At 71.8% G+C, this 26116-nt stretch carries 18 protein-coding genes; 2 read left to right on the top strand and 16 right to left on the bottom strand.

What is annotated here, in order from left to right; all coding sequences use genetic code 11:
* Positions 1-297 precede the first annotated feature (297 nt).
* The 10 genes from pntB to AB0K15_RS33970 form a co-directional block, all read right to left on the bottom strand.
* A complete protein-coding gene (gene pntB / locus AB0K15_RS34015) occupies positions 298-1716 on the bottom strand; it encodes a Re/Si-specific NAD(P)(+) transhydrogenase subunit beta (protein ID WP_364059880.1) in 1419 nt (472 codons plus the stop codon).
* 7 nt (positions 1717-1723) lie between these two features.
* Positions 1724-3322 (bottom strand): Re/Si-specific NAD(P)(+) transhydrogenase subunit alpha, encoded by a 1599-nt coding sequence (locus tag AB0K15_RS34010; RefSeq protein WP_364059877.1) that lies wholly within the window; start codon positions 3320-3322, stop codon positions 1724-1726.
* Between the two features lie 113 nt (positions 3323-3435).
* Positions 3436-5583 (bottom strand): glycogen debranching protein GlgX, encoded by a 2148-nt coding sequence (glgX, locus tag AB0K15_RS34005; protein ID WP_364059874.1) that lies wholly within the window; start codon positions 5581-5583, stop codon positions 3436-3438.
* A gap of 92 nt (positions 5584-5675) precedes the next feature.
* On the bottom strand, positions 5676-7397 hold the full coding sequence (gene treZ / locus AB0K15_RS34000) for a malto-oligosyltrehalose trehalohydrolase (RefSeq protein WP_364059871.1): 1722 nt from the start codon (positions 7395-7397) through the stop codon (positions 5676-5678).
* The gene (treY, locus tag AB0K15_RS33995; protein WP_364059868.1) at positions 7398-9680 is read right to left on the bottom strand and encodes a malto-oligosyltrehalose synthase; all 2283 of its coding nucleotides are present in this window, start codon (positions 9678-9680) and stop codon (positions 7398-7400) included. It lies immediately after the preceding gene.
* Positions 9677-11806, bottom strand: coding sequence for a glycogen debranching protein GlgX (gene glgX, locus AB0K15_RS33990; RefSeq protein WP_364059865.1), 2130 nt, complete (start codon positions 11804-11806; stop codon positions 9677-9679). The genes treY and glgX (AB0K15_RS33990) overlap by 4 nt, the downstream gene beginning before the upstream one ends.
* A gap of 98 nt (positions 11807-11904) precedes the next feature.
* Complete coding sequence (malQ, locus tag AB0K15_RS33985) at positions 11905-13884, bottom strand: 4-alpha-glucanotransferase (protein WP_364059862.1); 1980 nt, start codon at positions 13882-13884, stop codon at positions 11905-11907.
* A 197-nt stretch (positions 13885-14081) separates the two neighbouring features.
* Positions 14082-15470 (bottom strand): M1 family metallopeptidase, encoded by a 1389-nt coding sequence (locus AB0K15_RS33980; protein WP_364059859.1) that lies wholly within the window; start codon positions 15468-15470, stop codon positions 14082-14084.
* On the bottom strand, positions 15467-16870 hold the full coding sequence (locus tag AB0K15_RS33975; RefSeq protein WP_364059856.1) for a M1 family metallopeptidase: 1404 nt from the start codon (positions 16868-16870) through the stop codon (positions 15467-15469). The genes AB0K15_RS33980 and AB0K15_RS33975 overlap by 4 nt, the downstream gene beginning before the upstream one ends.
* 45 nt (positions 16871-16915) lie before the next feature.
* A complete protein-coding gene (locus AB0K15_RS33970; RefSeq protein ID WP_364059853.1) occupies positions 16916-17776 on the bottom strand; it encodes an LLM class F420-dependent oxidoreductase in 861 nt (286 codons plus the stop codon).
* A gap of 219 nt (positions 17777-17995) precedes the next feature.
* Here AB0K15_RS33970 and AB0K15_RS33965 point away from each other — a divergent pair, with 219 nt between their 5' ends.
* A complete protein-coding gene (locus AB0K15_RS33965; RefSeq protein ID WP_364059850.1) occupies positions 17996-18292 on the top strand; it encodes a DUF3040 domain-containing protein in 297 nt (98 codons plus the stop codon).
* A 7-nt stretch (positions 18293-18299) separates the two neighbouring features.
* Here the strand turns inward: AB0K15_RS33965 and AB0K15_RS33960 are convergent, their stop codons facing one another.
* The 3 genes from AB0K15_RS33960 to AB0K15_RS33950 form a co-directional block, all read right to left on the bottom strand.
* Entirely contained in the window at positions 18300-18947 is a 648-nt protein-coding gene (locus AB0K15_RS33960) for an acyl-CoA dehydrogenase family protein (RefSeq protein ID WP_364059847.1), read from the bottom strand.
* Positions 18871-19317: a hypothetical protein gene (locus AB0K15_RS33955; RefSeq protein WP_364059844.1), complete on the bottom strand. Its 447-nt coding sequence runs from the start codon at positions 19315-19317 to the stop codon at positions 18871-18873. Before AB0K15_RS33955 ends, AB0K15_RS33960 begins: the two co-directional genes overlap by 77 nt.
* A gap of 117 nt (positions 19318-19434) precedes the next feature.
* A complete protein-coding gene (locus AB0K15_RS33950; protein WP_220241846.1) occupies positions 19435-19917 on the bottom strand; it encodes an Lrp/AsnC family transcriptional regulator in 483 nt (160 codons plus the stop codon).
* 182 nt (positions 19918-20099) lie between these two features.
* Here AB0K15_RS33950 and AB0K15_RS33945 point away from each other — a divergent pair, with 182 nt between their 5' ends.
* Positions 20100-22379, top strand: a complete 2280-nt coding sequence (locus AB0K15_RS33945) for a transketolase C-terminal domain-containing protein (RefSeq protein ID WP_364059928.1) — start codon at positions 20100-20102, stop codon at positions 22377-22379.
* Positions 22380-22401: 22 nt separating this feature from the next.
* Here the strand turns inward: AB0K15_RS33945 and AB0K15_RS33940 are convergent, their stop codons facing one another.
* From AB0K15_RS33940 to AB0K15_RS33930, 3 genes are read right to left on the bottom strand one after another with little or no spacing between them, the layout of a single operon-like run.
* A complete protein-coding gene (locus AB0K15_RS33940; protein WP_364059841.1) occupies positions 22402-23553 on the bottom strand; it encodes an acyl-CoA dehydrogenase family protein in 1152 nt (383 codons plus the stop codon).
* Complete coding sequence (locus AB0K15_RS33935; protein WP_364059838.1) at positions 23553-24641, bottom strand: Zn-dependent alcohol dehydrogenase; 1089 nt, start codon at positions 24639-24641, stop codon at positions 23553-23555. The genes AB0K15_RS33940 and AB0K15_RS33935 overlap by 1 nt, the downstream gene beginning before the upstream one ends.
* A gap of 34 nt (positions 24642-24675) precedes the next feature.
* Complete coding sequence (locus AB0K15_RS33930; protein ID WP_364059835.1) at positions 24676-26094, bottom strand: aldehyde dehydrogenase family protein; 1419 nt, start codon at positions 26092-26094, stop codon at positions 24676-24678.
* Between the last annotated feature and the right edge of the window lie 22 nt (positions 26095-26116).

Genomic DNA, 26116 nt, shown 5'->3' with positions numbered 1-26116 from the left:
CGCCACCCGGTCGGGCGAAACGGATCCGTCCGGGCGGACTTTCCGCCCGTTCCCACACGTGCGGAGCGGGTGCAACTCGAACGGCGGAACAATCACCCGAGCCTGTTTTTCGCAGTTCCCCCGTAACACAGAAGTCGAACAACGTTCACAGTTCTCCGTGCGAGTCGACGACCCGACGGGACCCGGACCGGACTGTCCACAGTGGGCGCCGGACACAGCACCGCGCCGCCGGTCCGGGGTCTGTCTCCCCCGGTCCGGCGGCGCGGAGTGGTGGTGTCCGGCCCGGCCGGCGCGGACTCAGCCGACGCGGGCCGGCAGCGCGGCGAGGATGTCCTGCACGCGCTCCTTGGCGTCGCCGAAGAGCATCTGGCTGTTCTCGCGGAAGAACAACGGGTTCTGGACGCCCGCGTAGCCCGGCGCCATCGACCGCTTGAACACCACGACGTGGCCGGCCTCCCAGACCCGCAGCACCGGCATGCCGGCGATCGGGCTGCCCGGGTCTTCCGCCGCCGACGGGTTCACGGTGTCGTTGGCCCCGATCACGAGCACGACGTCGGTGTCGGCGAGGTCGTCGTTGATCTCGTCCATCTCCAGGACGATGTCGTAGGGCACCTTCGCCTCGGCGAGCAGCACGTTCATGTGCCCGGGCAGCCGGCCGGCGACCGGGTGCACGCCGAACCGGACGTTCACGCCCTGCGCGCGCAGCCGCCGCGTCAGCTCGGCCACCGGCGACTGCGCCTGCGCGACCGCCATGCCGTAACCCGGCGTGATGACCACCGAGCTCGCGTTCGACAGCAGCTCGGCCACCCCGGCCGCGTCGATCTCGCGGTGCTCGCCCGTGACCTCCGCCGGGCCACTGGTCGCCGGCGCACCGAAGCCGCCCGCGATGACGGAGACGAACGACCGGTTCATCGCCTTGCACATCACGTAGGACAGGTACGCACCGGACGAGCCGACGAGCGCGCCGGTGATGATCAGCAAGTCGTTGCCCAGCAGGAAGCCCGACGCGGCCGCGGCCCAGCCGGAGTAGCTGTTGAGCATCGACACGACCACCGGCATGTCGCCGCCGCCGATCGAGGCGACGAGGTGGACGCCGAGCGCCAGCGCCAGCACCGTGACCACCACGAGCAGCCACGTGGCCGGGGCGATCACGAAGAACACCGTGAGCACCGCGAACGCGACCAGCGCGCCGAGGTTGAGCACGTTCTTGCCCGGCAGTTGCAGCGGCGCCGACGGGATCCGCGCCGACAGCTTCAGGTAGGCGATGATCGAGCCGGTGAACGTCACGGCGCCGATGAACACGCCGATCACGACCTCGGCGTGGTGGATGCCCAGCAGCGACCCCACGAGCTCGGTCTGCGCGGCGTTCCCCTCGACCTCGAGGAACCCGTTCCAGCCGACGAGCACCGCGGCGAGACCGACGAAGCTGTGCATCAGCGCGATCAGCTCGGGCATGCCCGTCATCTCGACCACGCGCGCCCGCCACACCCCGATCGCGGCGCCGATCACGAGCGCGATGAGCAGCAGCGTGATGCCGAGGCCCGACGCCAGGCCCAGCGCGGTGGCCGCCGTCGCGACCAGCGCGATCGCCATCCCGGCGATCCCGAACCAGACCCCGCGGCGCGAGGTCTCGTGCTTGGCGAGCCCCGCGAGGCTGGCCACGAACAACAGGCCGGCGATCAGGTACGCCGCCGACTCCCACGTTTCAGCGTGCACTGGTCGCTCAGCTCCTCGAGAACATCGACAGCATCCGGCGCGTCACCAGGAAGCCACCGACGATGTTGATGGCGGCCAGCAGCACGGCGGCCGCGGCCAGGACGGTGGTGGCGATCCCGCCGACGGCGATCTGCAGGATCGCGCCGACGACGATGATCCCGGAGATCGCGTTGGTGACCGACATCAGCGGCGTGTGCAGCGCGTGGTGCACGTTGCCGATCACGTAGAAGCCGATCACGATGGCGAGCACGAACACCGTCAGGTGCCCGGCCAGCTCGGGCGGCGCGAACGCCGACGCCAGGAACAGGACCACCGCGCCGAGCACCGCGACCGTCGCCCGCGCCCACGGCGAGCGGGGCTTCTCGGGTTCCGGCGCCGGGGCCGGGGCGGCGGGCGCGGCCTGCGGTGCCGCGCTCACCGACACCTTCGGCGGCGGCCACAGGACCTCGCCGTCGCGGACCACGGTCAGCCCGCGCTGCACGACGTCGGAGAAGTCGAGGGCGAGCCGGCCGTCCTTCTCCGGTGTGAGCAGCTTCAGCAGGTTGACCACGTTGGTGCCGTAGAGCTGCGAGGCCTGCGCGGGCAGCCGGCCCGGCAGGTCGGTGTAGCCGATGATCGTGACGCCGCCCTCGGTGGTCACGACCTCACCGGCCTCGGTGCCGGCGACGTTGCCGCCCTGCGCGGCGGCCATGTCGACGACGACGCTGCCCGGCTTCATCGACGCGACCTGCTCGGCCGTGAGCAGCTTCGGCGCGGGCCGGCCCGGGATGAGCGCGGTCGTGATGACGATGTCGACGTCGGCGGCCTGCTCGGAGTAGATCTCCGCCGCCCGCTTGTCGTAGTCCTCCGAGGTCGCCTTGGCGTACCCGTCGGTGCTCGCCTCCTGCTCGACCTCGACGGCGAGGTACTCGCCACCGAGCGAGCGGACCTGGTCGGCCACCTCCGGACGCGGGTCGGTCGCGCGGACCACGGCGCCCAGGCTGTTGGCCGCGGCGATCGCCGCGAGCCCGGCGACCCCGGCTCCCGCGACGAGCACCTTCGCCGGCGGTACCTTGCCCGCCGCGGTGACCTGGCCCGTGAAAAACCGGCCGAACACGTGCGCGGCTTCGATCACGGCCCGGTAGCCGGCGATGTTCGCCATGGAGCTGAGCACGTCCAGCGACTGCGCGCGCGAGATGCGCGGAACCGCGTCCATCGCGAGCGCCGTGACGCCGCGGGCGGCCAGTGCCGCCAGCCGGTCCGGCTCGAGGGCGGGCGCCAGCATCGACACCAGGGTCGTACCGGGGCGCAGTCTCTCCATCTCACCCGGGTCGGGCGCGTTGACGGTGACGACGACGTCCTCGTCCCACACCGGATCGGCCGACACCTCGGCGCCCGCGGACAGGTAGGCCTCGTCGTCGAACCCCGATCGCACGCCGGCCCCGGACTCCACCACTACGCGGTAGCCCAGGCCGATGGCCTTGCGCACGGTGTCCGGCGTCAGCGCGACGCGGGTCTCGGTTTTCGTCGACTCCGCGACCAGTCCGATTCGCAGACCGGGCTCGGATCCAGTGCCGTCGTCGCTCATGCACTTCTCCTCGGGGATCTCCACGGTGGATTTCAGCATCCAACGATCCGGATGACGAGGGGGATTCCGGCGTTCCGGGGTGAGAGTGATCTCTTGACCGATTTCTGCGAAATCTCTTGATCGATGCACCTCGGGAACGCCGGACCCCCGCCCTAAAGCGGCTGGGGGCCCGGCACGAAGTCCCGCGGCGCTCGGAGCAGCTGCAGCGACCGGGCCGCCACCACGATGCGCGTCTTCGGGTCCAGCGCCCCGACGAACGCGGGGCTGCCGTCGGCCGTGCCGGTGTCCAGTGTGGGTTTGTACGTCGCACCGTACTCGGGTCCGGGCAGCACCACCTCCACATCGTCCTCGCCGGCGTGCAGGATCAGCAGCCACGAGTGGTCGGTGACGAGCTCACCCTCGCGGTTGCGGGCCTGGGAGTTGGACCCGTCGATCCACATGCACAGCGTGCGGCGGCTCTCGTCGAACCAGTCGATCTCGTCGAACTCCTCGCCGTCGGGCCGGAACCAGACGAGGTCCGGTTTGCCGGTGGGCGTGGTGCGGCCTTCGAAGAACTCCGGCTGGCGCAGCGCGGGGCTGCTCGCGCGCAGGCGCACCACGCGGCGGGCGAAGGCGAGCATCGGCTCCGACGCGGCCGAGGGCGTCCAGTCGACCCACGACGTCTCGTCGTCGAGGCAGTAGGCGTTGTTGTTGCCGCCCTGGGTCCGCCACATCTCGTCGCCCGCGACGAACATCGGCGTGCCGGTGGACAGCAGGAGCGTGGCGAAGAGGTTGCGCGCCTGCCGGGTGCGCAACGCGACGATCGCCTGGTCGTCGGTCTCGCCCTCCACGCCGTGGTTCCACGAGCGGTTGTCGGTGGTGCCGTCGCGGTTGTCCTCGCCGTTGTCCTCGTTGTGCTTTTCGTTGTAGGACACCAGATCCCGCAACGTGAAGCCGTCGTGCGCGGTCACGAAGTTGATCGACTGCCACGGCCGGCGCAGGTTGTGGTCGTAGAGGTCCGACGAACCCGAGAGCCGGTAGGCGAGGTCGCGCACGCCCGTGACGCCGCGCCAGAAGTCGCGCAGGGTGTCGCGGTAGCGGCCGTTCCACTCGGCCCACTGCGCGCCGAAGTCGCCGACGCGGTAGCCCTCCCCCGTCGCGTCCCACGGTTCGGCGATGAGCTTGCACCGCGACAGCACCGGGTCGGTGGTGATGGCCGTGAGCATGGTGGAGTCGCGGTCGAACATGCCGCCGCGCGGGCGGCCCAGCGTGCTCGCGAGGTCGAACCGGAACCCGTCGACGCCGAGCTCCTGCGTCCAGTACCGCAGCGAGTCCGTCACGAGCCGGACCACGGTCGGCGAGCCCGAGTCGAGGGTGTTGCCGCAGCCGGTGATGTCGGCCATGTGCCCGCGTTTGGTGTGCAGGTAGTACGCCGGCGCGTCGAGCCCGCGCAGGAACAGCGTGGGCCCGTCGGGGCCGCCCTCGCAGGTGTGGTTGAAGACGACGTCGACGATCACCTCGATGTTGGCCGCGTGCAGCGCCGCCACCATCGTCCGGAACTCCTCGATCTCCCGGCCGGGTTCGCTCGCGTATCCCGGGTGCGGCGCGAAGTAGCCCAGCGGCGAGTAGCCCCAGTAGTTGTGCCGGCCCGCGCGCACCAGCGACGGCTCGTCGGCGAACGCGTGCACCGGCAGCAGCTCCACGGTGGTCACGCCGAGCCGGGTGAGATGCTCGATCGCCACCGGGTGCGCGAGACCCAGGTAGGTGCCGCGCAGCGCTTCCGGGATGAACGGGTGCAGCTCGGTGAACCCCTTCACGTGCAGCTCGTAGATCACCGACTCCTCGAACGGCACCTCCGGTTTCACACCGGTGTCCGGCCCGCCGGGCGAGGTGACCACCGAGAGCGGCACGCTGCCCAGTGAGTCCACAGTGGACGCGGGACCGCGGTCCGGGTCGCCCACGAAGCCCTGGGCGGCCGCGAGGTCCGTCAACCGGCCGCTGATCCGGTGCGCGTACGGGTCCACGAGCAGCTTCGCCGGGTTGCAGCGCAGCCCTCGTCCGGGGTCGTACGGGCCGTGCACGCGGTAGCCGTAGCGCTGCCCCGGCGTGACGCCCGGGACCAGCCCGTGCCACACGCCGAACGTCCGCTCGGTCAGCTCGATCCGGCGCTCGGTGCCGTCGTCACCGAGGAGGCAGACCTCCACGGCGTCGGCCACCGCCGAGGTGACGGCGAACCGCACCCCTCCGGCTTCCGGGTGAGCGCCGAGCGGAAAGGGGCGGCCGGCCAGGACCTGGGTGTCGGAAGCGGGTCGTGTTGCCATGGGGAGATCCTCCCAAACCGGCCGGTCCCGCGGGTCCGGCTACCCGGTTGAACTTTCCGGGGAAAGCACCGGATTTCCCGCGTAAACGCCGGTCAGGAGGTGGCCACGAGGACGAAAGACGCGCCCGGAAGCCGCACGGATTCACCGGCATGGTCGAACTCCGGCGTGTCCCAGGACGCCAGGACCTCCCCCGGCGTCCCGACCAGTGGGACGGTGGCCGCGGTTTCGCCGAAGTTGCAGACGAGCCTCAGCGCGCCGCGGTGCAGCACGAGCCACGAATCGTCGGGCGCCGCCCGCACCACGAACCCGTCGAGGGTCGGATCGGCCAGCTCCGGCCGTTCGCGCCGCAGCCGGATCAGCGTGCGATAGGTCCGCAGCATCTCCTGGTGCGCCGGCCGCTCCGGCTCGGACCAGTCCAGCCGCGACCGCGCGACGGTCGCCGGGTCCATCGGGTCCGGCACGTCGGCCTCGCCCCAGCCGTGGCGGCCGAACTCGCGCCGCCGGCCCGTGCGCACGGCCTCGGCCAGCTCGGGGTCCGGGAAGGAGGCGAAGAACTGCCACGGCGTGCTCGCCCCCCATTCCTCGCCCATGAACACCATCGGCGTGTACGGCGAGCAGAACACCACCGCGGCCGCGGCCGCGATCCGGCCCGGCGCGACGGTGGCCGAAAGCCGGTCGCCGATGGCGCGGTTGCCGATCTGGTCGTGGTTCTGCAGGTACGCCAGGAATCGGTGGCCAGCCACCTTCCGCGTGTCCACCGGGCGGCCGTGGGTGCGCTCGCGGAACGACGACCAGGTTCCGGCGTGGAAGAACACCTCGCGCAACGTTTTCGCGAGCGCGCCGGGCGCGGCGAAATCCGTGTAGTAGCCCGTGGTCTCGCCGGTGATGCGCACGTGCAGGCAGTGGTGCAGGTCGTCGGACCACTGCGCGTGCACGCCGTGGCCGCCACCTTCACGCGGGGTGACGAGCCGGGGGTCGTTCTGGTCCGACTCGGCGATCAGGGTGAGCGGGCGGCGCAGCGCCGCGGACAGCTCGCCGACCTCGGTGGACAGCTCCTCCAGCAGGTGCGTGGCGCGCTTGTCGACCAGCGCGTGCACGGCGTCGAGCCGCAACGCGTCCACGTGGAAGTCGCGCAGCCAGCCGAGCGCGTTGTCGAGCACGTAGCGGCGCACCTCGTCGGAGCCGGGGCCGTCGAGGTTGAGGCCGGCGCCCCAGTCGGTGTGGCCGGCGAAGTACGGGCCGAAGCGGTCGAGGTAGGCACCCGAGGGGCCGAGGTGGTTGTAGACGACGTCCAGCACCACGGCGAGCCCGCGGGCGTGGCAGGCGTCGACGAAGCGCTTGAGGCCGTCCGGCCCGCCGTAGGGCTCGTGCACCGCGCCCCACAGCACGCCGTCGTAGCCCCAGCCGGCCGTGCCGTCGAACGAGTTCACCGGCAGCAGCTCGACGTGCGTGATGCCGAGGTCCACCAGGTGGCCGAGCCGCTCGATCGCCGAGTCGAACGTGCCGCCTTCGGTGAAGGTGCCCAGGTGCAGCTCGTAGACGACGCCGCCGGGCAGCTGACGGCCCGTCCAGGCTCCGTCGGTCCACTCGAACTCGGCGTGGTCGTACTTGCGCGAAGCCCCGTGGACACCGGCCGGCTGGCGCAGCGAACGCGGGTCCGGCAGCGGTTTGTCGTCGTCGCCGAGGAGGAAGGCGTAGTCGGTGCCGGTGACGTCGGCCTGCCACCAGCCACCGGCGGTTCGGCGCATCTCGTGGTCGGCGCCGTCGACACGCACCCGCACGCGGTCCGCGGCGGGCGCCCAGACGGTGAACATTCAGGAATCCCCTCGCACCAGAAGAGCCACCGGGTACCGGTCGAACAGCGCGGCGGCCCGCGGCGCATCGCCGAGCGCCCGGCCGGTCAGCACGTCGGTCCAGACACCGTCGGTCAGCGGCAGCACGGTGTCGCGCCAGCCGCCGGCCTTCTCGAGCCCGACGGGCAGCCGCGTCACGGCCACCGCGAGGTCTTCCCCGCGCTGGAACGCCAGCAGGTGCTCCGCGGCCGCGCCCTCGGCCTTCAGCGGGCGGTAGCCGGTGAACAGCTCGGGCCGTTCGCGCCGCAGCGTCAGCGTCCGGTGGACCACGAGCAGCTTCGCGGCACCGGTTTCGTCGACCTCCGGCTGCTCGCCGGCCAGCACGCGCTCGAGGATCTCGCGGCGCACGCCGTAGTCGACCTCGCGCCGGTTGTCCGGGTCCACGAGCGAGAAGTCCCACAGCTCGGTGCCCTGGTAGACGTCGGGCACGCCCGGCCCAGCGAGCTGCACGAGCTTCTGGCCCAGCGAGTTCACCCAGCCCGGCCCGCGCAGCTTCCCGACGAGCTCCTCGACCTCGGCCACCAGCTCCGCGTCGCCCAGCACCTGCTCGGGCCACGCGGCGACGGCCTGCTCGAACGCCTCGTCGTGGTCGGTCCAGGTGGTGCGGAGCTTCGACTCCTTCGCCGCCTTGTCGAGGTAGTCGCGCAGGCGCTCGGGCGCGATCGGCCACGCCCCCACGAGCGTCTGCCACGCCAGCAGGTTCAGCGCCGGCTCGTCGATGCCGCAGCGCTTCGTCCAGCGGCGAACGGCGTCGCCGAACTCCTCGGCCAGCTCGGACAACGCCGCCTGCCGCGCCCGCGTGTCCTCGGAGCGCTTGGTGTCGTGCGTGGTCAGCGTGGTCATGCTCGCCGGGCGGCCGGCGGCGCGGCCCGCGGCCCGCCGGTGGAACTCCGCGGTGGAGAGCCCGAACCGGTCCGGGTCGCCGCCGACCTCGTTGAGCGCGGCGAAGCGGGTGAAGCGGTAGAAGGTGGTGTCCTCGGTGCCCTTGGCCACCACCATGCCGGACGTCTGCTGGATGCGCGTCGCCAGCTCTCCGCCGGGTTCCGCGCGGACCTGCGTGTCCAGCTCGGTCAGGGCTTCGTCCAGATCGGGCCGGCGCGACCGCGCGCGCTCCACGGCGCCCGTCCACTCGGCGGCGCCCTCCGGCAGGTACGAGCGGTAGACGCCGAAGGCGATCATCACCTCGGCCACGGCGGCGCGCGCGGCGTCCGGTTCCACACCGTCGACCAGGCCGGCGATCCGGTGCACCTCGGCCACCAGGATCCGGTCGGTGACCAGGCGCCGCGCCTCCTCTTCCACCGCGAGGTAGTCGGTGCGCCCACCCAGCTCGCCCGCGAGCTGCGTGAACGCCGGCTCGGCGGCCGGGTCCACGAACACGCCCGTGATCTCGTTCAGCGCGTCGTAGCCGGTGGTGCCGTCGACGGGCCAGCTCTGCGGCAGCGCTTCGCCCGGGTGCAGGATCTTCTCGACAACCAGCCACGCGTCGGGCGCGCCCGCGCGCAGCCGGCGCAGGTAGCCGCCCGGGTCGGCCAGGCCGTCCGGGTGGTCCACGCGCAGGCCGGCGACGTCGCCGTCGGCCACCCAGCGCAGCACCTCGCCGTGGGTCTCGGCGAACACCTCGGCCTTCTCGACCGTGACAGCCGCGAGGTTCGTGATGTCGAAGAAGCGGCGGTAGTTCAGCTCGGCGTTGCCGCGGCGCCAGCCGACGAGCTCGTAGTTCTGGCGCGCGTGCACCTCCTGCGGCGTGCCCCCGCCGGTGCCGGGCGCGATCGGGAAGCGGTGGTCGTAGTAGACCAGTTCCTCTCCCTCGACGGTCAGCTCGGCGACGGCCGTGTCCTCGCCCAGCACGGGCAGCAGCACCTTGCCGCGGCTCCAGTCGATGTCGAAGAACCCGGCGTGCTCGGAGGCTCGCCCGTGGCGCAGCACGTCCCACCACCAGCGGTTGAGCTTCGGGACCTCGACGGACATGTGGTTCGGCACGATGTCGACCACGAGCGTGAGCCCGGCCGAGGCCAGCCGCGTGACCAGCACCCGGCGGGCTTCCTCGCCGCCCAGCTCCGGCCGCGCGCGGGTCGGGTCGACCACGTCGTAGCCGTGGGTGGAGCCGGTCGTCGCGTCGAGCACCGGCGACGCGTAGAGCGCGCCCGCGCCGAGCGAGCGCAGGTAGTCGACGATGCCGGCGGCGTCGGTGAAGGTGAACTCCGGGCGCAGCTGCACCCGGTACGTCGAGGACGGCGCGTTCACTCCTGCTCCTCCCGGCCGGTCCGCTGCAGCACCACGAGCGACCGCGCGGCGAGCGTGTGCTTGCCGCCGCCGGGCACCGGGTCCACATCGGACTGTCCGACCTGGCCGGTAGCCGTGTCGACGACGACCGTCCACTCGGTGCCGTACCCGTTGGCGGGCAAGGTCATCGCGATGTCCTCGTAGTGCGCGTTGAACGCGAGCAGGAACGACTCGTCGACCACCGCCATGCCGCGCGGGTCGAGGTCGGAGATGCCCTCGCCGTTGAGGAAGATGACCACGGACTTGCCGAAGCCGTCGTCCCAGTTCTGCTCGGTCATCTCCTCGCCGGCCGGGGTGAACCAGGCGATGTCGCCGAGCTCCTCCCCCTTGCGCACCGGCTTGCCCTGGAAGAACCGGCGGCGCCGGAACACCGGGTGCGCCTTGCGGAACGCGGTGAGCGCCGCGGTGAACTCGACGAGGTCGGCGTTCTCCTTCGCGAGCGCCCAGTCCATCCAGGACAGCTCGGAGTCCTGGCAGTAGGCGTTGTTGTTGCCCTGCTGCGTGCGGCCCAGCTCGTCGCCGTGCAGCAGCATCGGCACGCCCTGGGACAGCAGCACGGTGGCGAGCAGGTTGCGGCGCTGGCGGGCGCGCAGCGCGAGGACCTCCTCGTCGGTGGTCGGGCCCTCCACGCCGCAGTTCCACGACCGGTTGTCGTCGGCGCCGTCGCGGTTGTCCTCGCCGTTGGCTTCGTTGTGCTTCTCGTTGTAGGACACCAGGTCCTCGAGCGTGAAGCCGTCGTGCGCGGTGACGAAGTTGATCGACGCGAACGGCCGGCGGCCGTCGTCCTGATAGAGGTCCGAAGAACCCGTGATCCGGGAGGCGAACTCCCCCAGCGTCGACGGTTCGCCGCGCCAGAAGTCGCGCACGGTGTCGCGGTACTGGCCGTTCCACTCCGTCCACAGTGGCGGGAAGTTGCCCACCTGGTACCCGCCGGGCCCGACGTCCCACGGCTCGGCGATGAGCTTCACCTGGCTCACGATCGGGTCCTGCTGCACGAGCTCGAAGAACGTGGACAGGCGGTCGACGTCGTAGAACTCGCGCGCCAGCGCCGAGGCGAGGTCGAAGCGGAACCCGTCCACGTGCATCTCGGTGACCCAGTAGCGCAGCGAGTCCATGATCAGCTGCAACGTGTGGGGGTTGCGGACGTTGAGCGAGTTGCCCGTGCCCGTGTAGTCCATGTAGTACTTCGGCTCGTCCTCGACCAGCCGGTAGTACGCCTCGTTGTCGATGCCGCGCATGGACAGCGTCGGGCCGAGGTGGTTGCCCTCGGCGGTGTGGTTGTAGACGACGTCGAGGATCACCTCGATGTTGGCCTCGTGGAGGGCGCGGACCATGCCCTTGAACTCCTGCACCTGTCCGCCCTGGCCCGGCATCGCCGCGTAGGCGTCGTGGGGCGCGAAGAAGCCGATGGTGTTGTAGCCCCAGTAGTTGCGCAGGCCCTTCTGGTCGAGGCCGTGATCGGTCACGAACTGGTGCACCGGCATGAGCTCCACCGCCGTGACGCCGAGCTTCTTCAGGTGCTCGATCACGGCGGGGTGCGCGAGGCCGGCGTACGTGCCGCGCAGGCGGTCGGGCACGAACGGGTGCGTCATCGTCATGCCGCGCACGTGCGCTTCGTAGATCACGGTCTCGTGGTAGGGCGTGCGCGGCGCGCGGTCGTTGGCCCAGTCGAAGAACGGGCTCACCACCAGCGAGTACGGCACGTGCCCGGCGGAGTCCTGGTCGTTGCGTTCCTCGGGGCTGTCGAACTGGTACCCGAACAGGGCCTCCGACCAGTCGACGCCGCGGGAAAGCGCCTTGGCGTACGGGTCGATCAGGACCTTGTTCGGGTTGCAGCGCAGGCCACGCTCGGGGTCGTACGGGCCGTGCACACGGAAGCCGTAGCGCTGGCCGGGACCGATGCCGAGCAGGTAGCCGTGGTGGACGAACCCGTCGACCTCCTCCAGGCGCGAGCGCGTTTCCGTGCCGTCCTCGTCGAACAGGCAGAGCTCCACGTACTCGGCGACTTCGGAGAACAGGGCGAAGTTCGTGCCCACCCCGTCGTAGGTGGCGCCGAGCGGGTAGGGCCTTCCGGGCCAGGGACGCACGGGACTCTCCTTGGGGGACATCGGTTTGTCGGGTTACTCGGGGAAGACTGACTTACCCGCGCGGGCGGGTCTCGAACCACGAAAGCCGGCCCGGGCGGCTACGGGAGCGGACGGGCGGCCTTGAGCGGGGCGATCGCCGCACGCACCCGCGCGTCGGCGAAGAACCCGTCGACGCTGACGGGGAGCGGGATCCGCCAGTTAGGGTACTGGTCGACCGTCCCGGGCAGGTTGGGCTGGCGCCGTTCGCCGACCACGTCGGCCGGTGAGGTGAGCACCAGGCGTGACGCCGCCGAGGCCAGGAGCGTGTGCAGGGCCACCACCTGGTCGTCGGCAGGGATGCCTTCGCGCGCAACGAGATCGAGCAGCGCGCCGCGTTCGGCCGCCGCCTCCGTGTATTCCTGCTCCACGGGCCGGTCGAGCAGGCCCAGCTCGGCGCGGACGCGCACGTGCTCCGCTTCGAGCCACCCGGACACGGTGGGCAGGTCGTGGGTCGAGATGCTCGCCATCGCGTGCGGGTCCCACTCCGCGGGGCGGACGAACGGTTTGCCCGGTGCGTCCCAGTCGCGCTGGAACCACAGCACGGCGGAGCTCAGCACGCCGCGCTCGTGCATCGTCTCGGTGACGATCTCCTCGACCGTGCCGAGGTCCTCGCCGACCACCACGGCGCCGGCGCGGTGGGCCTCCAGCGCCAGCACGCCGAGCATCGCCTCGGCGTCGTAGTGCACGTAGGTGCCGCGCCCGGCGGGCTCGCCCGGCGGGATCCACCACAGCCGCCAGAGCCCGGCGATGTGGTCCACGCGGATGCCGTCGGCGTGCTGCAACACGCCGCGGATGACGTCGCGGAAGGGCGCGTACCCGGCCTCGGCGAGCCGGTCGGGCCGCCACGGCGGGAGGTTCCAGTCCTGGCCCTGCTGGTTGAACGCGTCGGGCGGCGCGCCCACGCGCACGCGGGCGGCGAAGACGTCGCGCAGCGCCCACGTGTCGGCGCCACCGGGGTGCACGCCGACGGGCAGGTCGTGCACGACACCGACGGTCATCCCGGCCTCACGCGCCGCGAGACGGACCTCGTCGAGCTGCTCGTGGCACAGCTGCTGGAGCCAGCCGTGGAACTCGACGCGGTCGGCCAGTTCGGCGCGCGCGGCGGCGACCTCGGGGCTCGCCGGGTCGCGCAGGGTCTCGGGCCAGCCGCGCCAGTCGGCGCCGTGCACCTCGGCCAGCGCGCCGAACGTCGCGAAGTCGCGCAGGTCTGCGTCGAGCTCGACGGGCCGCGGGTGGTGCGGGCGCAGCAGCTCGAGCGCGGTGCGCTTGGCGTCCCACACGGCGTCGTAGTCGATGAGGTCCGGAACCGCGTCCGGGGCCAGCGCCAGCACCTTCGTGCGCGTGACCTCGTCGGCCCGGGCGAACGCCTCGGTGTCGGTGACCCGCAGGTACACGGGGTTCGCGAAGCGGCGGCTCGACGGCGAGTACGGCGAGCGCTCCACGGGGTGCGCCGGAGCGAACGCCTGCACCGGGTTGACCAGCAGCACGCCGGCACCGAGCTCGGCGGCCGAGCGGGTGGCCGTGGTGCGGAGGTCGCCGAAGTCGCCCATCCCCCACGACCCGGCCGAATGCAGGGCGTAGAGCTGCAGCATCCAGCCCCACGCGGCGGGCACCTCGGGCAGCTTCGCCGGGACCACGGCCAGCGGCACCCGGCGCTCGCCGGCCACGACGTGGTGCCAGCCGAGCGGCAGGTCGGCCGGCAGCACCGCGCCGACATCGCGGGCCGTGCCGTCCTCCAGCTCGACGGTGACCTCGCGGCCCAGCTCGCGCGTGTCACCGGCGCGCACGACGATCGTGGGCGGCAGCTCGGCCGACGCCCGCGCCGCGCGGACGCGCTCCAGGGCCCGGCGGATCGACTCCTCGCTCGAGGCGTCCACGTCGAACTGCGCGAGGACGGCGACCACCACCTCGGCCTCGACCTGGACTTCCACGCGGTCGGAGTTCTCGTAGTGGGTCGCCACGCCGTAGGCGGCGGCCAGCTCGGCCAGCTCGGGCGAAACGTCGGGGGTCGGTGATCCGGAGGAGGTCGGGCTCTGCACCGGCCCAGTCTTGCGGCCCGCGCCGGGGCGCGCCAATCGCCCCGCCGGGCGGCACCCGAATGCCGGATGCGTACAGCGGTGACCGGCCAGTCGGGGGGCGTGCCGGCCGGTCACCGCCACACCCACCGAGAGGACATCCGGTGAACAGAATGACGCGTGGTGGCGCACTTCACTATTTCGGGTGAAGTGCGGCCCGCTCAGCGCGCGAGCGAGCCCGGGTACAGGTATTGGGCCGGCGGGATCACGGAGCTGTGCGCCCACGCCGTGAAGAAGCCCGATAGGTCCTGCCCCGCCTGCGCCGACGCGAAGTGCTCGAAGTCGGGCCAGGACGCGTTGCCGTCGCGGTGCGCGGCGATCCAGTGCTTGAGCAGGCCGGAGAACTTGTCGTCGCCCATCGTGCGGCGCAGGGCGTGGAGCATGAGCGAGCCCCGATCGTACAGCGCGTAGTCGAGCGGGCGGTCCTTGCCCGGGTCGTAGATCGGCACCTGCCAGTAGGCGGCGTCGCCCGCGTTCTGCTCGACGATCGAGCGGTAGCTCTCGTCGAGGTCGGCCCCGCTCTCGGCCTCGTCCCACAGCTGCCCGGCGTACTGGGCGAAGCACTCGGCGAGGCAGCCGTCGCGCCAGTCCGAAAAGGACACCGCGTCGCCGAACCACTGGTGCGCCAGCTCGTGCACCGCCGAGGCGTCGAAGAACGCGCCGTCGTAGGTCGGGCGGGTCTGCGTCTCCAGTGCCAGGCTGCCCTCGGTGGCCTCCGGCGCCACGACGATCGCGCCGGTCGAGTCGAACGGGTACGGGCCGAACGTCGTGGTCAGGAAGCCCATGATCTTCGGCAGCAGCGCTTCGGAGTCGGGGATGATGCTCGTGTTCTGCCCGTATGCGGTGATCACGGGCGTGCCGTCGGCGAGCTTCGCGGTGTGCACGGTGAACTTGTCGATCGCCATCGTCGTGGCGTAGGAGACGATCGGGTGGTCCTCGTGCCAGCGGAACGTCGTGTGGCCGGCGTTCGTGGTCGTCGGGCCCGGCAGCCCGTTGCCCACCACCGTCCACCCGGTCGGCACGGTCGCCTCCAGGTGCAGCGCCGCCTTGTCCGACGGGTGGTCGTTCAGCGGGAACCACGCGGTGGCCGAGTGCGGCTCGCCGCTCACGTCGATGCCGCCGCCCACGAGCCGGTGCCAGCTCGCGCCCACCGGCTTGCCCGAGTACACGACGCGCACGGCGAAGGTGCTGCCGCGCCGCACCCGCGCGCGCGGCGTGATCACCAGCTCGTGCGCGCCCGACCGCGCGATCGCCTTCGCCGGCACGCCGTTCACGGTCACCGCGGAGACCGTGAAGCCCTCCAGGTCGAGGTCGAACCGGTCGAGGTCCTGGTGCGCGGCCGCGTGCACCGTGGTGTCGCCGCTGAAGGAACCGGGGTCCGCGGGGTCGTAGGACACCTTCACGTCGTAGCGCGAGACGTCGTAGCCGCCGTTGCCGCCCTGCGGGAAGTACGGGTCACCGACGCCGTCCGCGCCGATCGTCGACGGCTGCGCCATGCCGAGCGCCGCCGCTCCGCTCGCGACGAGGGCGAGCGCCTTGTACCAGCTCATGCTTTGTCCTTCAGGGTTCCGGGGTGGAGGTAGGGCTCGGGCGGGATCACGGTGCGGTGAGCCCACGCGGTGAAGAAGCCGGTGAGGTCGTGGCCGTACTCCTGAGCCGCCAGGTGCTCGAAGTCGGCCCAGGAGGCGTTGGCGTCGCGGTGCCGGGCGAGGAAATCACGCAGGGTCCGGAAGAACACGGCGTCGCCGACGGTGCGGCGCAGCGCGTGCAGCATGAGCGGGCCGACGGTGTAGGAGCCGCCGTAGAACCCCTCGCCCGGGTCCGCGAGGGGGATCTTCCAGAAGTCCGGGTCGGCGGCGGCGCCGGTGAGCGCGGCGCGGTAGTCGGCGTCGAGGTCGTGGCCCTCCTTCGCTTCCCGCCAGAGCCATTCCGCGTAGGTCGCGAAACACTCCTTGAGGCAGATGTCCGACCAGCGCGCCACCGAGACGCTGTCCCCGAACCACTGGTGCGCCTGCTCGTGCACGATGTCGGTGAACCGCTCCGCCGGCACCCCGCCCGGGTACACGGGCCGCTCCTGCATCTCGAACCCGCCACCGGTGTCGCCGGGGTAGAAGATGCCGCCGGCCGAGGAAAACGGGTACTTCCCGAAGCGCGAGGACAGAAACCCGAGTACCTCGGGCAGGCGGTCCTCCGACGGCTTCGCGGCTTCCGCCCCCGCGGTGTACGCGTCGACGACCGGGGTGCCGTCGGCGAGGTGTCCCGTGTGGACGGTCATCCGGTCGATCACCACGCCCGCCAGGTACGAAGCCACGGGATGGTCCTCGGTCCACGCGAACGTCTTGCGCCCGCCACGCACCACGGGCGGCGCGGGCATGCCGTTGCCCACCACGGCCCAGCCCGGCCGGTCCGGCATCGTCACGGCGAGGTGGAACGTCGCCTTGTCCGTCGGGTGGTTGTTCACCGGGTACCAGCTCGACGCGGAGTGCGGCTCGCCGAACGCGTGCACCGCTCCCGCGGCGTCGGCCGTCATCCAGAAGAAGCCCGGCGCGCCCTGGTAGCGCACCCGCACCCGGAACGACTGCCCGTGCCGCAGGGGTCGGGCGGGCGTGATCACGAGCTCGTGCTCGCCGGTGCGCGTGAAAGCCGCGGGCGCGCCGGCCACCGTCACACTCTGCACGGTGAAGCCCTCGAGATCGAGGTCGAAGCGGCTCAGGTCCTGGGTGGCGACGGCGTCTGCCGTCGTGTCGCCGGTGAGGAAATCGGGTTTCGCCGGGTCGTAGTCCAGCGCGACGTCGTAGTGGCTCACGCGGTAGCCGCCGTTGCCGTCCTGCGGGAACAGCGGGTCGCCGGCACCGTCGGACCCGGGACTCGGGGCGGCGACCGCCGTGCTCGAGGCGAGCACGAGGATCGAGCCGGTGGCGACCGCGGTCGCCCACACTCTCTTCAGCACCGCGCCAGGCTGGCAGAGCGGCGGGACGAACCGGTCAGGAACTTGTCAGGGTCGGATGAGGGTTCCGTGATCGAGTTTGCCCGCGAGCCGCCCGAGCCAGGCCACGACTTCGGCCGGCTCCCGGTCCGGCAGCCCGAAGATCACCTCCGTGACCCCGGCCTCTTCGAGCCGCGCGAGGCCTTCGGGCTCGGGCCGCGGCCCGAGCGCGGCCACCTCCGGCTCGCCGCGGCGGCCCTCGGCACGCCAGATCTCCCGCAGCAGCCCGACGTTCTCCTCGATGTCCACTTCGGACGGTGTGGTGAGCCAGCCGTCGGCCGAGCGCGCGATCCAGCGGAACGTGCGCTCGGTGCCGGCCGCGCCCACGAGCACGGGAACCCGCTCCTGCACCGGTTTCGGCCACGCCCAGCTCGGGCCGAACGCCACGTGCTCACCTGAGTGGCTCGCCACCTCGTCGGTCCACAAGGCACGCATCGCGTCGAGGTACTCGCGCAGCACGGTGCGGCGCTTGCCCGCGGGCACACCGTGGTCGGCCAGCTCGTCGGTGTTCCACCCGAACCCGACGCCGAGCGTGACTCTCCCACCGGAGAGGTGGTCCAGCGTGGCGATCGCCTTGGCGAGGGTGATCGGGTCGCTCTCCACCGGGAGCGCGACCGCCGTGGCCAGCCGGATGCGCGTGGTGACCGAGGCCGCGGTGGCGAGCGAGACCCACGGATCCAGCGTGCGCAGATATCGGTCGTCGGGCAGGCTCGCGTCGCCGGTGCGCGGGTGCGCGGCCGTGCGCCTGACCGGGATGTGCGTGTGCTCGGGGACGTAGAACGTGTCGAACCCGGCCGATTCGGCCGCCCGCGCCGCCGCCGCGGGAGTGATCCCGCGGTCGCTCGTGAAGAGCACGATGCCGTATCTCACGACTCCCGACAGTATTAGAACGTGTTTCAGTTTGCAACGAAATCCGCCTGACCGCCGGAAGTGTTCTACAGTGAGCAGGTGGCCTTCGGGCCACGGAGCACCGCACCACCCATCCGGTTTGGCGATTATTCCTGGAAAAGCGTCGCTTGACGTGGGGCAGGCCGTGGTACTGAACTGGTAGGGCGATCACCCGGCCCGATCCGTCCTGAGGAGGGGGTCATGCTTCCCCATCGTGACCGCAGCGCACTGCGGAAGATCGAAGAAGAGCTGGCCGCGAGCGACCCGGACTTCGTCGCGGCCCTGAGCGCCGGCGCCCCGCCCGTGCGGTCGCGCACGTGGCTCACCACCTTGATCCTCGCCGACGTCACCGTGGTGCTGATGATCGTGGTCGGGCTGCTGGCCGGCAGCACCGGCATGTTCCTGTGGGGCCTCGTCATGGTCCCGGTGCTCGTGTGGATCCACCGGTCGATCCTGGCGCGCAAGCGCGACCACACGGCCGACGACGCGAAGGCGTAGCGCAGGCTCAGAGCATCGCGGTGATGTTCGGCCGGCCACCGAGCAGCGCCTTGCCGTAGATCTCGTGGTTCACCGCCGGTTGTGCCATCGCGTGGGTCAGTGCGAAGTTCGCGTCGCGCCAGATGCGCTGCAGCGGGTGCGCGTCGGCGAACCCTCCCGTGCCGTGCGCCGCAACGAGGATCCCGATCGCGTCGACGACGCTCTGAACGGCCAGCCCGATGTCCCCGTGCACCCGCGCCCGCGCCAGTTCGGTCATTGGTTCACCGCTCGCAAGCGCCGCGTCGACGTCGTCCGCGGCCCGCGCGGAATACAGGTGCGCGGTGTCGATTTTCAACGCGGCTTCGGCGAACCGCACCTGGAACACCGCCGAGTCGGCTTGGCGCGCGTAGGCGGTTCCAGTCACACCTTTTGCCGACGCGGCGTCACGCACCAAGCGCAGCGCGGCCCGGCCGAGCCCCAGCTGCGGCGCGGCCAGCACCACGGTCAGGTACGGCGCGAACACTGAAACACGTTCCAGAAGCGTGGCCGTCCGCACGACGCGGTGCTCCGGCACGAAGAGCTCGTCCGCGACCACGGTGTCACTGCCCGTGCCGCGCATGCCGGCGACGGCCCACGTGTGTTCGATGCCGTAGTCGGCCGCCGGCACGAGCGCCATCGCGGGTTCGCCGCGCTCCCCCACGGGGATCCCCAGCAGCGCCCAGCTCGCGTGCGCGATCCCCGACGCGTACGGCCAGCCCGCCGACGCGGTACCCGCCGGGCATCCGCTCGGCCCGGGCGGTCGACGCGAGCGCGCCCGCGATCTTCGCCTGCGCGTCCGCCCCGAAAACGTCCGCCCGCGCTCGGTCCGGGAAGAGACTCACCACCCACGCGCACGCGTTCACGAGCGTGAGCACCCACGACGTCGCGCCGTCCGCCTCGCCCGCTTCCGCGCCGACGTCCAGGAGCGTGCGCAGGCTCGCCTCGTGGCCGCCGAAGCGCCGCGGCGTCCCGAGCCGGACCAGGCCGGCCCCGGCCAGCGCGCGCACGGCCTTGCCGGTGAGCCTCCGGTCGGTCTCCCCTGCACGGCCTCGGCGGTCAGCAGCGGCCGCAGCTCCCGCACCCGCGCGACAAGATCGTCCACGGCTCCAGTGTGCCCGCGCGCCTCACTTCCCGGCCACAGCACGCTCCAGCAGCGGCGTGATCCGGTAGGGCACCATCTCGCGCATCACGAGCGCGTTGTGCGTGCGTTCCACGCCGGGGATCTCGAGCATCTGCCCGGCGATGCGGTAGAGGTCGTCGGCCTCGCGGGCCACGACGTGCACCAGCAGGTCGGACTGCCCGGTCAGCCCGCGCACCTGCAGCACCTCCGGCACGGCGGCCAGCGCACGGCCGACCTCGTCGAGCAGCCGCTGCGTGACCTGCACGGTCACGAACGCCGTGAGCGGGTAGCCGAGCGCGGCCGGGTCGATCCGGTGCTCCACCGAGCGCAGCGAATCGCCCTGTTCCAGCCGCGCGAGGCGGCTTTGCACCGTATTGCGCGAGAGCCCGAGCTCGTCGGCCAGCGCGACCGCGGTGGCGCGCGGGTTGCGGTTGAGCGCGAGCAGGATCCGGGCATCGGTGGCGTCGAGCCGCTGGCCACTGGGCATGGTGCGCAGTCCTCTCGGCGCCTCGAGGCGCGATTCTGGGCGTTCTGCTCACTGAACAGACCATCGGTTGTGCAGCATACCCAGCTCTGTTGGACTGAAGACCACGTTACGCCCAAGTAGATCGCAGAGAGGTCGTTGCCGTCGTGAGCAGTCCAGCCGCCGAGCGCACACCGGGAACCGCAGTGGACACGGAAGTCCTGCGCGAGGTGCAGGACCGCGTGCTCTGGCTTTCGACCGCGATCATCGACCACGCCAACCGCGTGCGCCCCAACCCGACCGGCCTCAAGGTCGGCGGCCACCAGGCTTCCAGCGCGTCGATGGTCTCGATCATGACCGCCCTGTGGTTCGCGCGGCTGCGCGCCGAGGACCGCGTGTCGGTGAAGCCGCACGCCTCCCCCGTGCTCCACGCGATCAACTACCTGCTCGACGGCCTCGGCGAGAAGTACCTGACGTCCCTGCGCGAGTTCGGCGGCCTGCAGAGCTACCCGTCGCGCTCGAAGGACCCCGACCAGGTCGACTACTCCACGGGCTCGGTCGGCATCGGCGCCACCGCGCCGATCTGGGGCGCGCTGGCGCGGCGCTACGTCGAGTCGACCACCGGCGGCGCGGGCACCGGCCGCCAGTACTCGCTCGTCGGCGACGCCGAGCTCGACGAGGGCGCCGTCTGGGAGTCCATCCTCGACCCGAACGTACAGGAGCTCGGCGAGGTCGTGTGGATCGTCGACCTCAACCGCCAGTCGCTCGACCGCGTGGTGCCCAACATCGGCGCCACGCGCCTGCAGGGCATGTTCGACGCGGCCGGCTGGCAGGTGCTGACCGTCAAGTACGGCCGCCTGTTGCAGGAGCTGTTCGAGCGCCCGGGCGGCGAAGCCCTGCGCCGGCGGATCGACGACATGCCCAACCCCGAGTACCAGCGCCTGCTGCGCTGCACTCCGGCGCAGCTGCGCGAGCGCCTCGCGTCGCCCGAGCTGGCGCCGCTGCTGGACAACCTCGACGACGAGACGCTGCACGCGGCGATCCGCAACCTCGGCGGCCACGACCTGTCGGCGCTGCTCGACTCGTTCGACGCCATCGACGACCGCCGCCCCACGGTGATCTTCGCCTACACGGTCAAGGGTTTCGGCCTGGCGAGCGAGGGCCACCCGCAGAACCACTCGTCGCTGCTCACGGCGGACCAGCTCGGGCAGCTCGCCGACCGCGTCGGCACGTCGGTCGACGACCCGTGGCACAAGTTCCCCGAAGGCTCGGCGGCGGCCCGGCTGTGCGCCGAGACCGCGGCGCGGCTGCACCGCGAACCCGTCGTCGCCCACGAGGTCCCGGCCATTCCGGCCGACATCGGCCGGACGCCGTCGGGCCGCACGACCACGCAGGCGGCGCTCGGCCGCGCGCTGCTCGACCTGACCCGGGAAGCGCCCGAAGCCGCGAAGCTCGTGGTGACGCTGTGCCCCGACGTCTCGTCGAGCACCAACCTCGGCGGCTGGGTCAACAAGGTCGGCGTGTGGTCGCCGCAGGAGCGCGTCGACTGGTTCGCCGACGACCCCGAGACGATCCTGCACTGGCGCGAGCGGCCCACCGGCCAGCACCTGGAGCTGGGCATCGCCGAGGTGAACCTGGTGAGCGCGCTGGGCGAGCTGGGCACCACGTGGTCGCGCTGGGGCCGGCCGCTGCTGCCGATCGGCGTGCTCTACGACCCCTTCGTGGAGCGCGCGCTCGAACCGTGGTCGTTCGGCATCTACGGCGGCGGGCAGTCGATCCTCGTCGGCACGCCCTCGGGGGTCACGCTGGCACCGGAGGGCGGCGCGCACCAGTCGGTGACCACGCCGTCGGTCGGGCTCGAGCAGCCGGGCTGCGTCACCTACGAGCCCGCGTTCGCGATCGACGTCGAGTGGACGCTGCTGGCTTCGCTGGCGCGCCTCGGCCGGCCCGACGGCACGTCGGCGTACCTGCGGCTCTCGACCCGGCCCGTGGAGCAGTACCTCGCCGCGGTGCCCACCGACCCGGCCGCGCGCGAACGCCGGCGCCGCCAGGTCGTGGCCGGCGCCTACCCGATCCGCACGGCCGCGGTCGCGCGTCCGGACGTGACGATCGTGGCGATGGGCGCGATGGTCACCGAGGCGCTGGCCGCCGCCGACCGCCTCGACGCGCTGGGCAAGCACGCCGACGTCGTGTGCGTGACGAGCGCGGGCCTGCTGTTCCGCGCGCTGCAGGCGCGCTCGGGCCAGGACACCGCCGACACGTGGATCCTCGACTCGGCGCTGCCGTCCGAGCGTTCCGCGCCGATGGTGACGGTGCTCGACGGGCACCCGCACACGCTCGCGTTCCTGGCCGGCGTGCACCGCGTGCGGGCCGCGCACCTGGGCGTGACGCGGTTCGGGCAGTCGGGCGACCTGGAAAGCGTCTACCGCCACCACGGCATCGACACCGACAACATCATCCGCGCCGCGCTGGACGTCGCGGACTGACGCGCTCGTCGCCCGCGGCCGGTCAGAGACCGCCGCGGGCGACGAGCTGGCGCACGATCACGTCCTGCTGGATCTCGTTGGTGCCCTCGCCGACGATCATCAGCGGGGCGTCGCGGAAGTAGCGCTCCACGTCGAACTCGGTTGAGTAGCCGTAGGCGCCGTGCACGCGAATGGCGTCGAGCGCCACCTCCATCGCGACCTCGGAGCAGAACAGCTTCGCCATGCCGGCCTCGAGGTCGGAGCGCGCGCCGGAGTCGTACTGCCGCGCGGCGTGAAGGATGAGCTGGCGCGCGGCCGTCAGCTTCGTCGCCATGCCGGCGAGGTGGTTGCCCACGGCTTGGTGCTGCCAGATCGGCTTGCCGAACGACTCGCGTTCCTGCGCGTAGCGGAACGCGTCGTCGAACGCGGCGCGGCCCACGCCGAGCGCGCGCGAGGCGACCTGGATCCGGCCGATCTCCAGGCCACGCATCATCTGCGCGAAGCCGCGGCCCTCTTCCCCGCCCAGCAGCGCCGACGCGGGCACGTGACAGTCCGAAAAGGACAGTTCGCACGTCTCCACGCCCTTGTACCCGAGCTTGCCGAGATCGCGCGAGACCTCGAAGCCGGGCACCTTCTCCATCAGCAGCACGCTGATGCCGCGGTGCTTCGGTTCGGCGTCGGGATCGGTCTTGCACAGCAACGCGACGAGGCCGGCGCGGCGCGCGTTGGTGATCCACGTCTTCGTGCCGTCGACCACGTAGCCGTCGCCGACGCGGCGGGCGCGCGTGCGCATCGCCTGCAGGTCGGAGCCGCCACCCGGTTCGGTGAGCGCCATCGCGGCGCGCAGCTCGCCGGTGGCCATGCGGGGCAGGTACTTCTGCTTCTGCTCTTCCGTGCCGTACATGAGCAGCAGCTTCGCGACGACGGTGTGGCCGCCCATCGCGCCCGCGAGGCTCATCCAGCCGCGGGCGAGCTCCGCGGTGACGAGCGCGTAGCACGGCGTGGACACCTCGACCTCGCCGTAGGGTTCCGGGATGGCCAGGCCGAAGACGCCGAGCTCCTTCATGCGCTCGATCAGCGCCTCGGGGTAGGTGTCCGAGTGCTCGAGGTCGCGCGCGACGGGGCGCACGTCGCGGTCGACGAACTCGGCCACCGTGTCCACAATGGCCTGTTCCTCGGTGTCGAGCTCCGCCATCACGCCTCCGCCGCGATCCGGATCAGGGAGCGGGCGCCCTGGCCCGCGCGCATCCGGTCGAACGCTTCGGGTACTTCGTCGAGGGAAATCCGGTGCGTCACCAGGCTTTCCAGGTTCAGCTCACCGGAGCGCACCTCCTCGGCCAGCACCGGGATGTCGCGGTCGGGGTCGGAAGCGCCGTAGACGGTGCTGGTGAGCGTGCGCGCGAAGTGGAAGATCTCCAGCGGGTTGAAGACCACCTCCTGGTCGCGGCGCCCGACGCCGACCACGGTGCAGTGCCCGCCGCGGCGCACCGAGCTCCACGCCGTGCGGATCGTCGCCGCCGCGCCCACGCACTCGAAGGCGTGGTCGGCGCCGCGGCCCTCGGTGAGACCGCGCACCTGCTTGGCGAGTTTTTCCTCGCTCAGCAGGAAGTGCGTCGCCCCCGCCGCGCGGGCCAGCTCCTCCTTCTCCGGCGAGACGTCCACGGCGATGATCGGCGACGCGCCCGCGAGCTTCGCACCCAGCACCGCGCACAGCCCGATGCCACCGAGGCCGAGCACGAGCACAGACTGTCCACTGCGGACCTTCGCGGTGTTGCGCACGGCGCCGACGCCCGTGAGCACCGCGCACCCCATCAGCGCCGCCAGGTCGAGCGGCACCCCGTCGGGCAGCGGCACCACGGACTTGCCGGGCAGCACCGTCTCCTCGGCGAAGCCGCCGACGCCGAGCACCACGTTGAGCGGCTCGCCGTCCACCTCGCCGCGTGGCAGCGTGGTGATGCCTTCGATCGTCGAGCACAGCCACGGTTCCCCGGCCTGGCAGAACCAGCACTCACGACACGCGGCGGCCCAGTTGAGCACGACGCGGTCGCCGGGCTTCACGTGCGTGACCTCCGCGCCGGTCTCGGCGACGATGCCCGACGCCTCGTGCCCGGGCACGAACGGGTACTGCGGCTTCAGCGTGCCGTCGACCATCGAGAGGTCCGAGTGGCAGACGCCGGCGGCGGCGATCCGCACCCGCACGTCGGCCGGCCCGACGGGCGGCAGGACGATGTCGCGGACCTCGGGCACGGCACCCGGCTCGCGCACGACCACGGCTTTGACCACGGTGTCTTCTCCTTCGTCGCGCTCGAGAACCGGCTCAGAGCTGGATGGACTTGATCTCGGTGAACTCGTCCAGCGCCGGGCGGCCCATCTCGCGGCCGACGCCGGAGGACTTGTAGCCGCCGAACGGCGCCAGCGGGTTGTAGGCGCCGCCGTTCACGTCGATCTGGCCCGTGCGCACGCGGCGCGCGAACGCCAGCGCGCGGTCCTGGTCACCCGACCACACGGCGCCGTGCAGGCCGTACTTCGAGTTGTTGGCGATCCGCAGCGCGTCTTCCTCGTCGTCGAACGGGATGATCGACAGCACGGGACCGAAGATCTCCTCCTGCGCGATCGTCGAGTCCGGGTCCACGCCCGCGAACACCGTCGGCCGCACGAAGTAGCCGGTGCCGAGTCCCTCGGGGGTTTCGGCGCCGCCGGTCACCAGCGTCGCGCCTTCGGCCACCCCCTTGGCGATGAACTCGCGCACGCGCTCACGCTGCGCCGCCGACACCAGCGGGCCGAGCTTCGTCTTCGCATCCAGCGGGTCGCCGGGGGTGAAGCCTTCCGCGAACTTCTTCGCCAGCGCAACGGCTTCCTCGTGCTTCTCGCGCGGCACGAGCATGCGCGTCCAGGCTGTGCAGGTCTGGCCGGCGTTGAGGAAAGCGTTGGAGACGCCCACCTTCACGGCCGTGGCGAGGTCGGCGTCGTCGAGGATCACGTTGGCGGACTTGCCGCCCAGCTCCAGCGTCACGCGCTTGACCGTGCGCGCGGCGACCTCGGCCACGCGCGTGCCGGCGCGCACGGAACCGGTGAACGACACGACGTCGACCTCCGGGTGCGCCGCGAGCGCCTCGCCGACCACCGGGCCGAAGCCGGTGACCAGGTTGACCACGCCGGCCGGGAAACCGGCCTCGTGGACGGCGTCGAACAGCTGGTAAGCGCTCAGCGGAGCGACCTCGCTCGGCTTGACCACCACGGTGCAGCCGGCGGCCAGCGCGGGCGCGATCTTGCACGTGATCTGGTGCAGCGGGTAGTTCCACGGCGTGATCGCCGCGACGACCCCGGCGGCCTCGCGCACGATCAGCGAGTTGCCGACCTTCTCCTCCGGCGCGTCTTCGCCGAGCAGGTCCACGTAGGTCTGCACGTCGGTCTGGGGCAGCGCGGCCTGGATGCGGGTGGCGATGCGCAGCGGCGTGCCGACGTCGCGCGCGATCGTCTCGCCGATCTCCTCGGCGCGCTTGGCGAGTCCTTCGTGGAGCTTGCGCAGCAGTTCCGCGCGCTCGGCCCGGGTGGTGGCCGACCAGGCCGGGAAGGCCTCGCGCGCCGCCCGCACCGCGCGGTCGACGTCGTCGGCCGAGCCTTCCGGGATCCGCGCCTGCACCTGTTCGGTGGCCGGGTTCTCGACGGCGATCGTGGCGGCTCCCACCGCCGGGACCCACTCACCGCCGATGTACAGCACGTTGCGCTCCTGCACCGAGTCTCCTTCGACCGGGAAT

The organism is Amycolatopsis sp. NPDC049253, assembly GCF_040678995.1.
Lineage (GTDB): Bacteria > Actinomycetota > Actinomycetes > Mycobacteriales > Pseudonocardiaceae > Amycolatopsis.
The sequence above is the reverse complement of the archived record's forward strand: the minus strand, read 5'-3'. Positions and strand labels throughout refer to the sequence as shown.

Coding starts and splice junctions, on each gene's coding strand:
- glgX (WP_364059874.1), bottom strand. CDS start 5,583: ATGGCAACACGACCCGCTTCCGACACCCAGGTCCTGGCCGGCCGCCCC.
- AB0K15_RS34010 (WP_364059877.1), bottom strand. CDS start 3,322: ATGCTGAAATCCACCGTGGAGATCCCCGAGGAGAAGTGCATGAGCGAC.
- AB0K15_RS33960 (WP_364059847.1), bottom strand. CDS start 18,947: ATGGCGCTCGTGCCGGCGGCCGACTACGGCATCGAACACACGTGGGCC.
- treZ (WP_364059871.1), bottom strand. CDS start 7,397: ATGTTCACCGTCTGGGCGCCCGCCGCGGACCGCGTGCGGGTGCGTGTC.
- AB0K15_RS33940 (WP_364059841.1), bottom strand. CDS start 23,553: ATGGCGGAGCTCGACACCGAGGAACAGGCCATTGTGGACACGGTGGCC.
- AB0K15_RS33980 (WP_364059859.1), bottom strand. CDS start 15,470: ATGAGCTGGTACAAGGCGCTCGCCCTCGTCGCGAGCGGAGCGGCGGCG.
- AB0K15_RS33965 (WP_364059850.1), top strand. CDS start 17,996: ATGCTTCCCCATCGTGACCGCAGCGCACTGCGGAAGATCGAAGAAGAG.
- AB0K15_RS33950 (WP_220241846.1), bottom strand. CDS start 19,917: ATGCCCAGTGGCCAGCGGCTCGACGCCACCGATGCCCGGATCCTGCTC.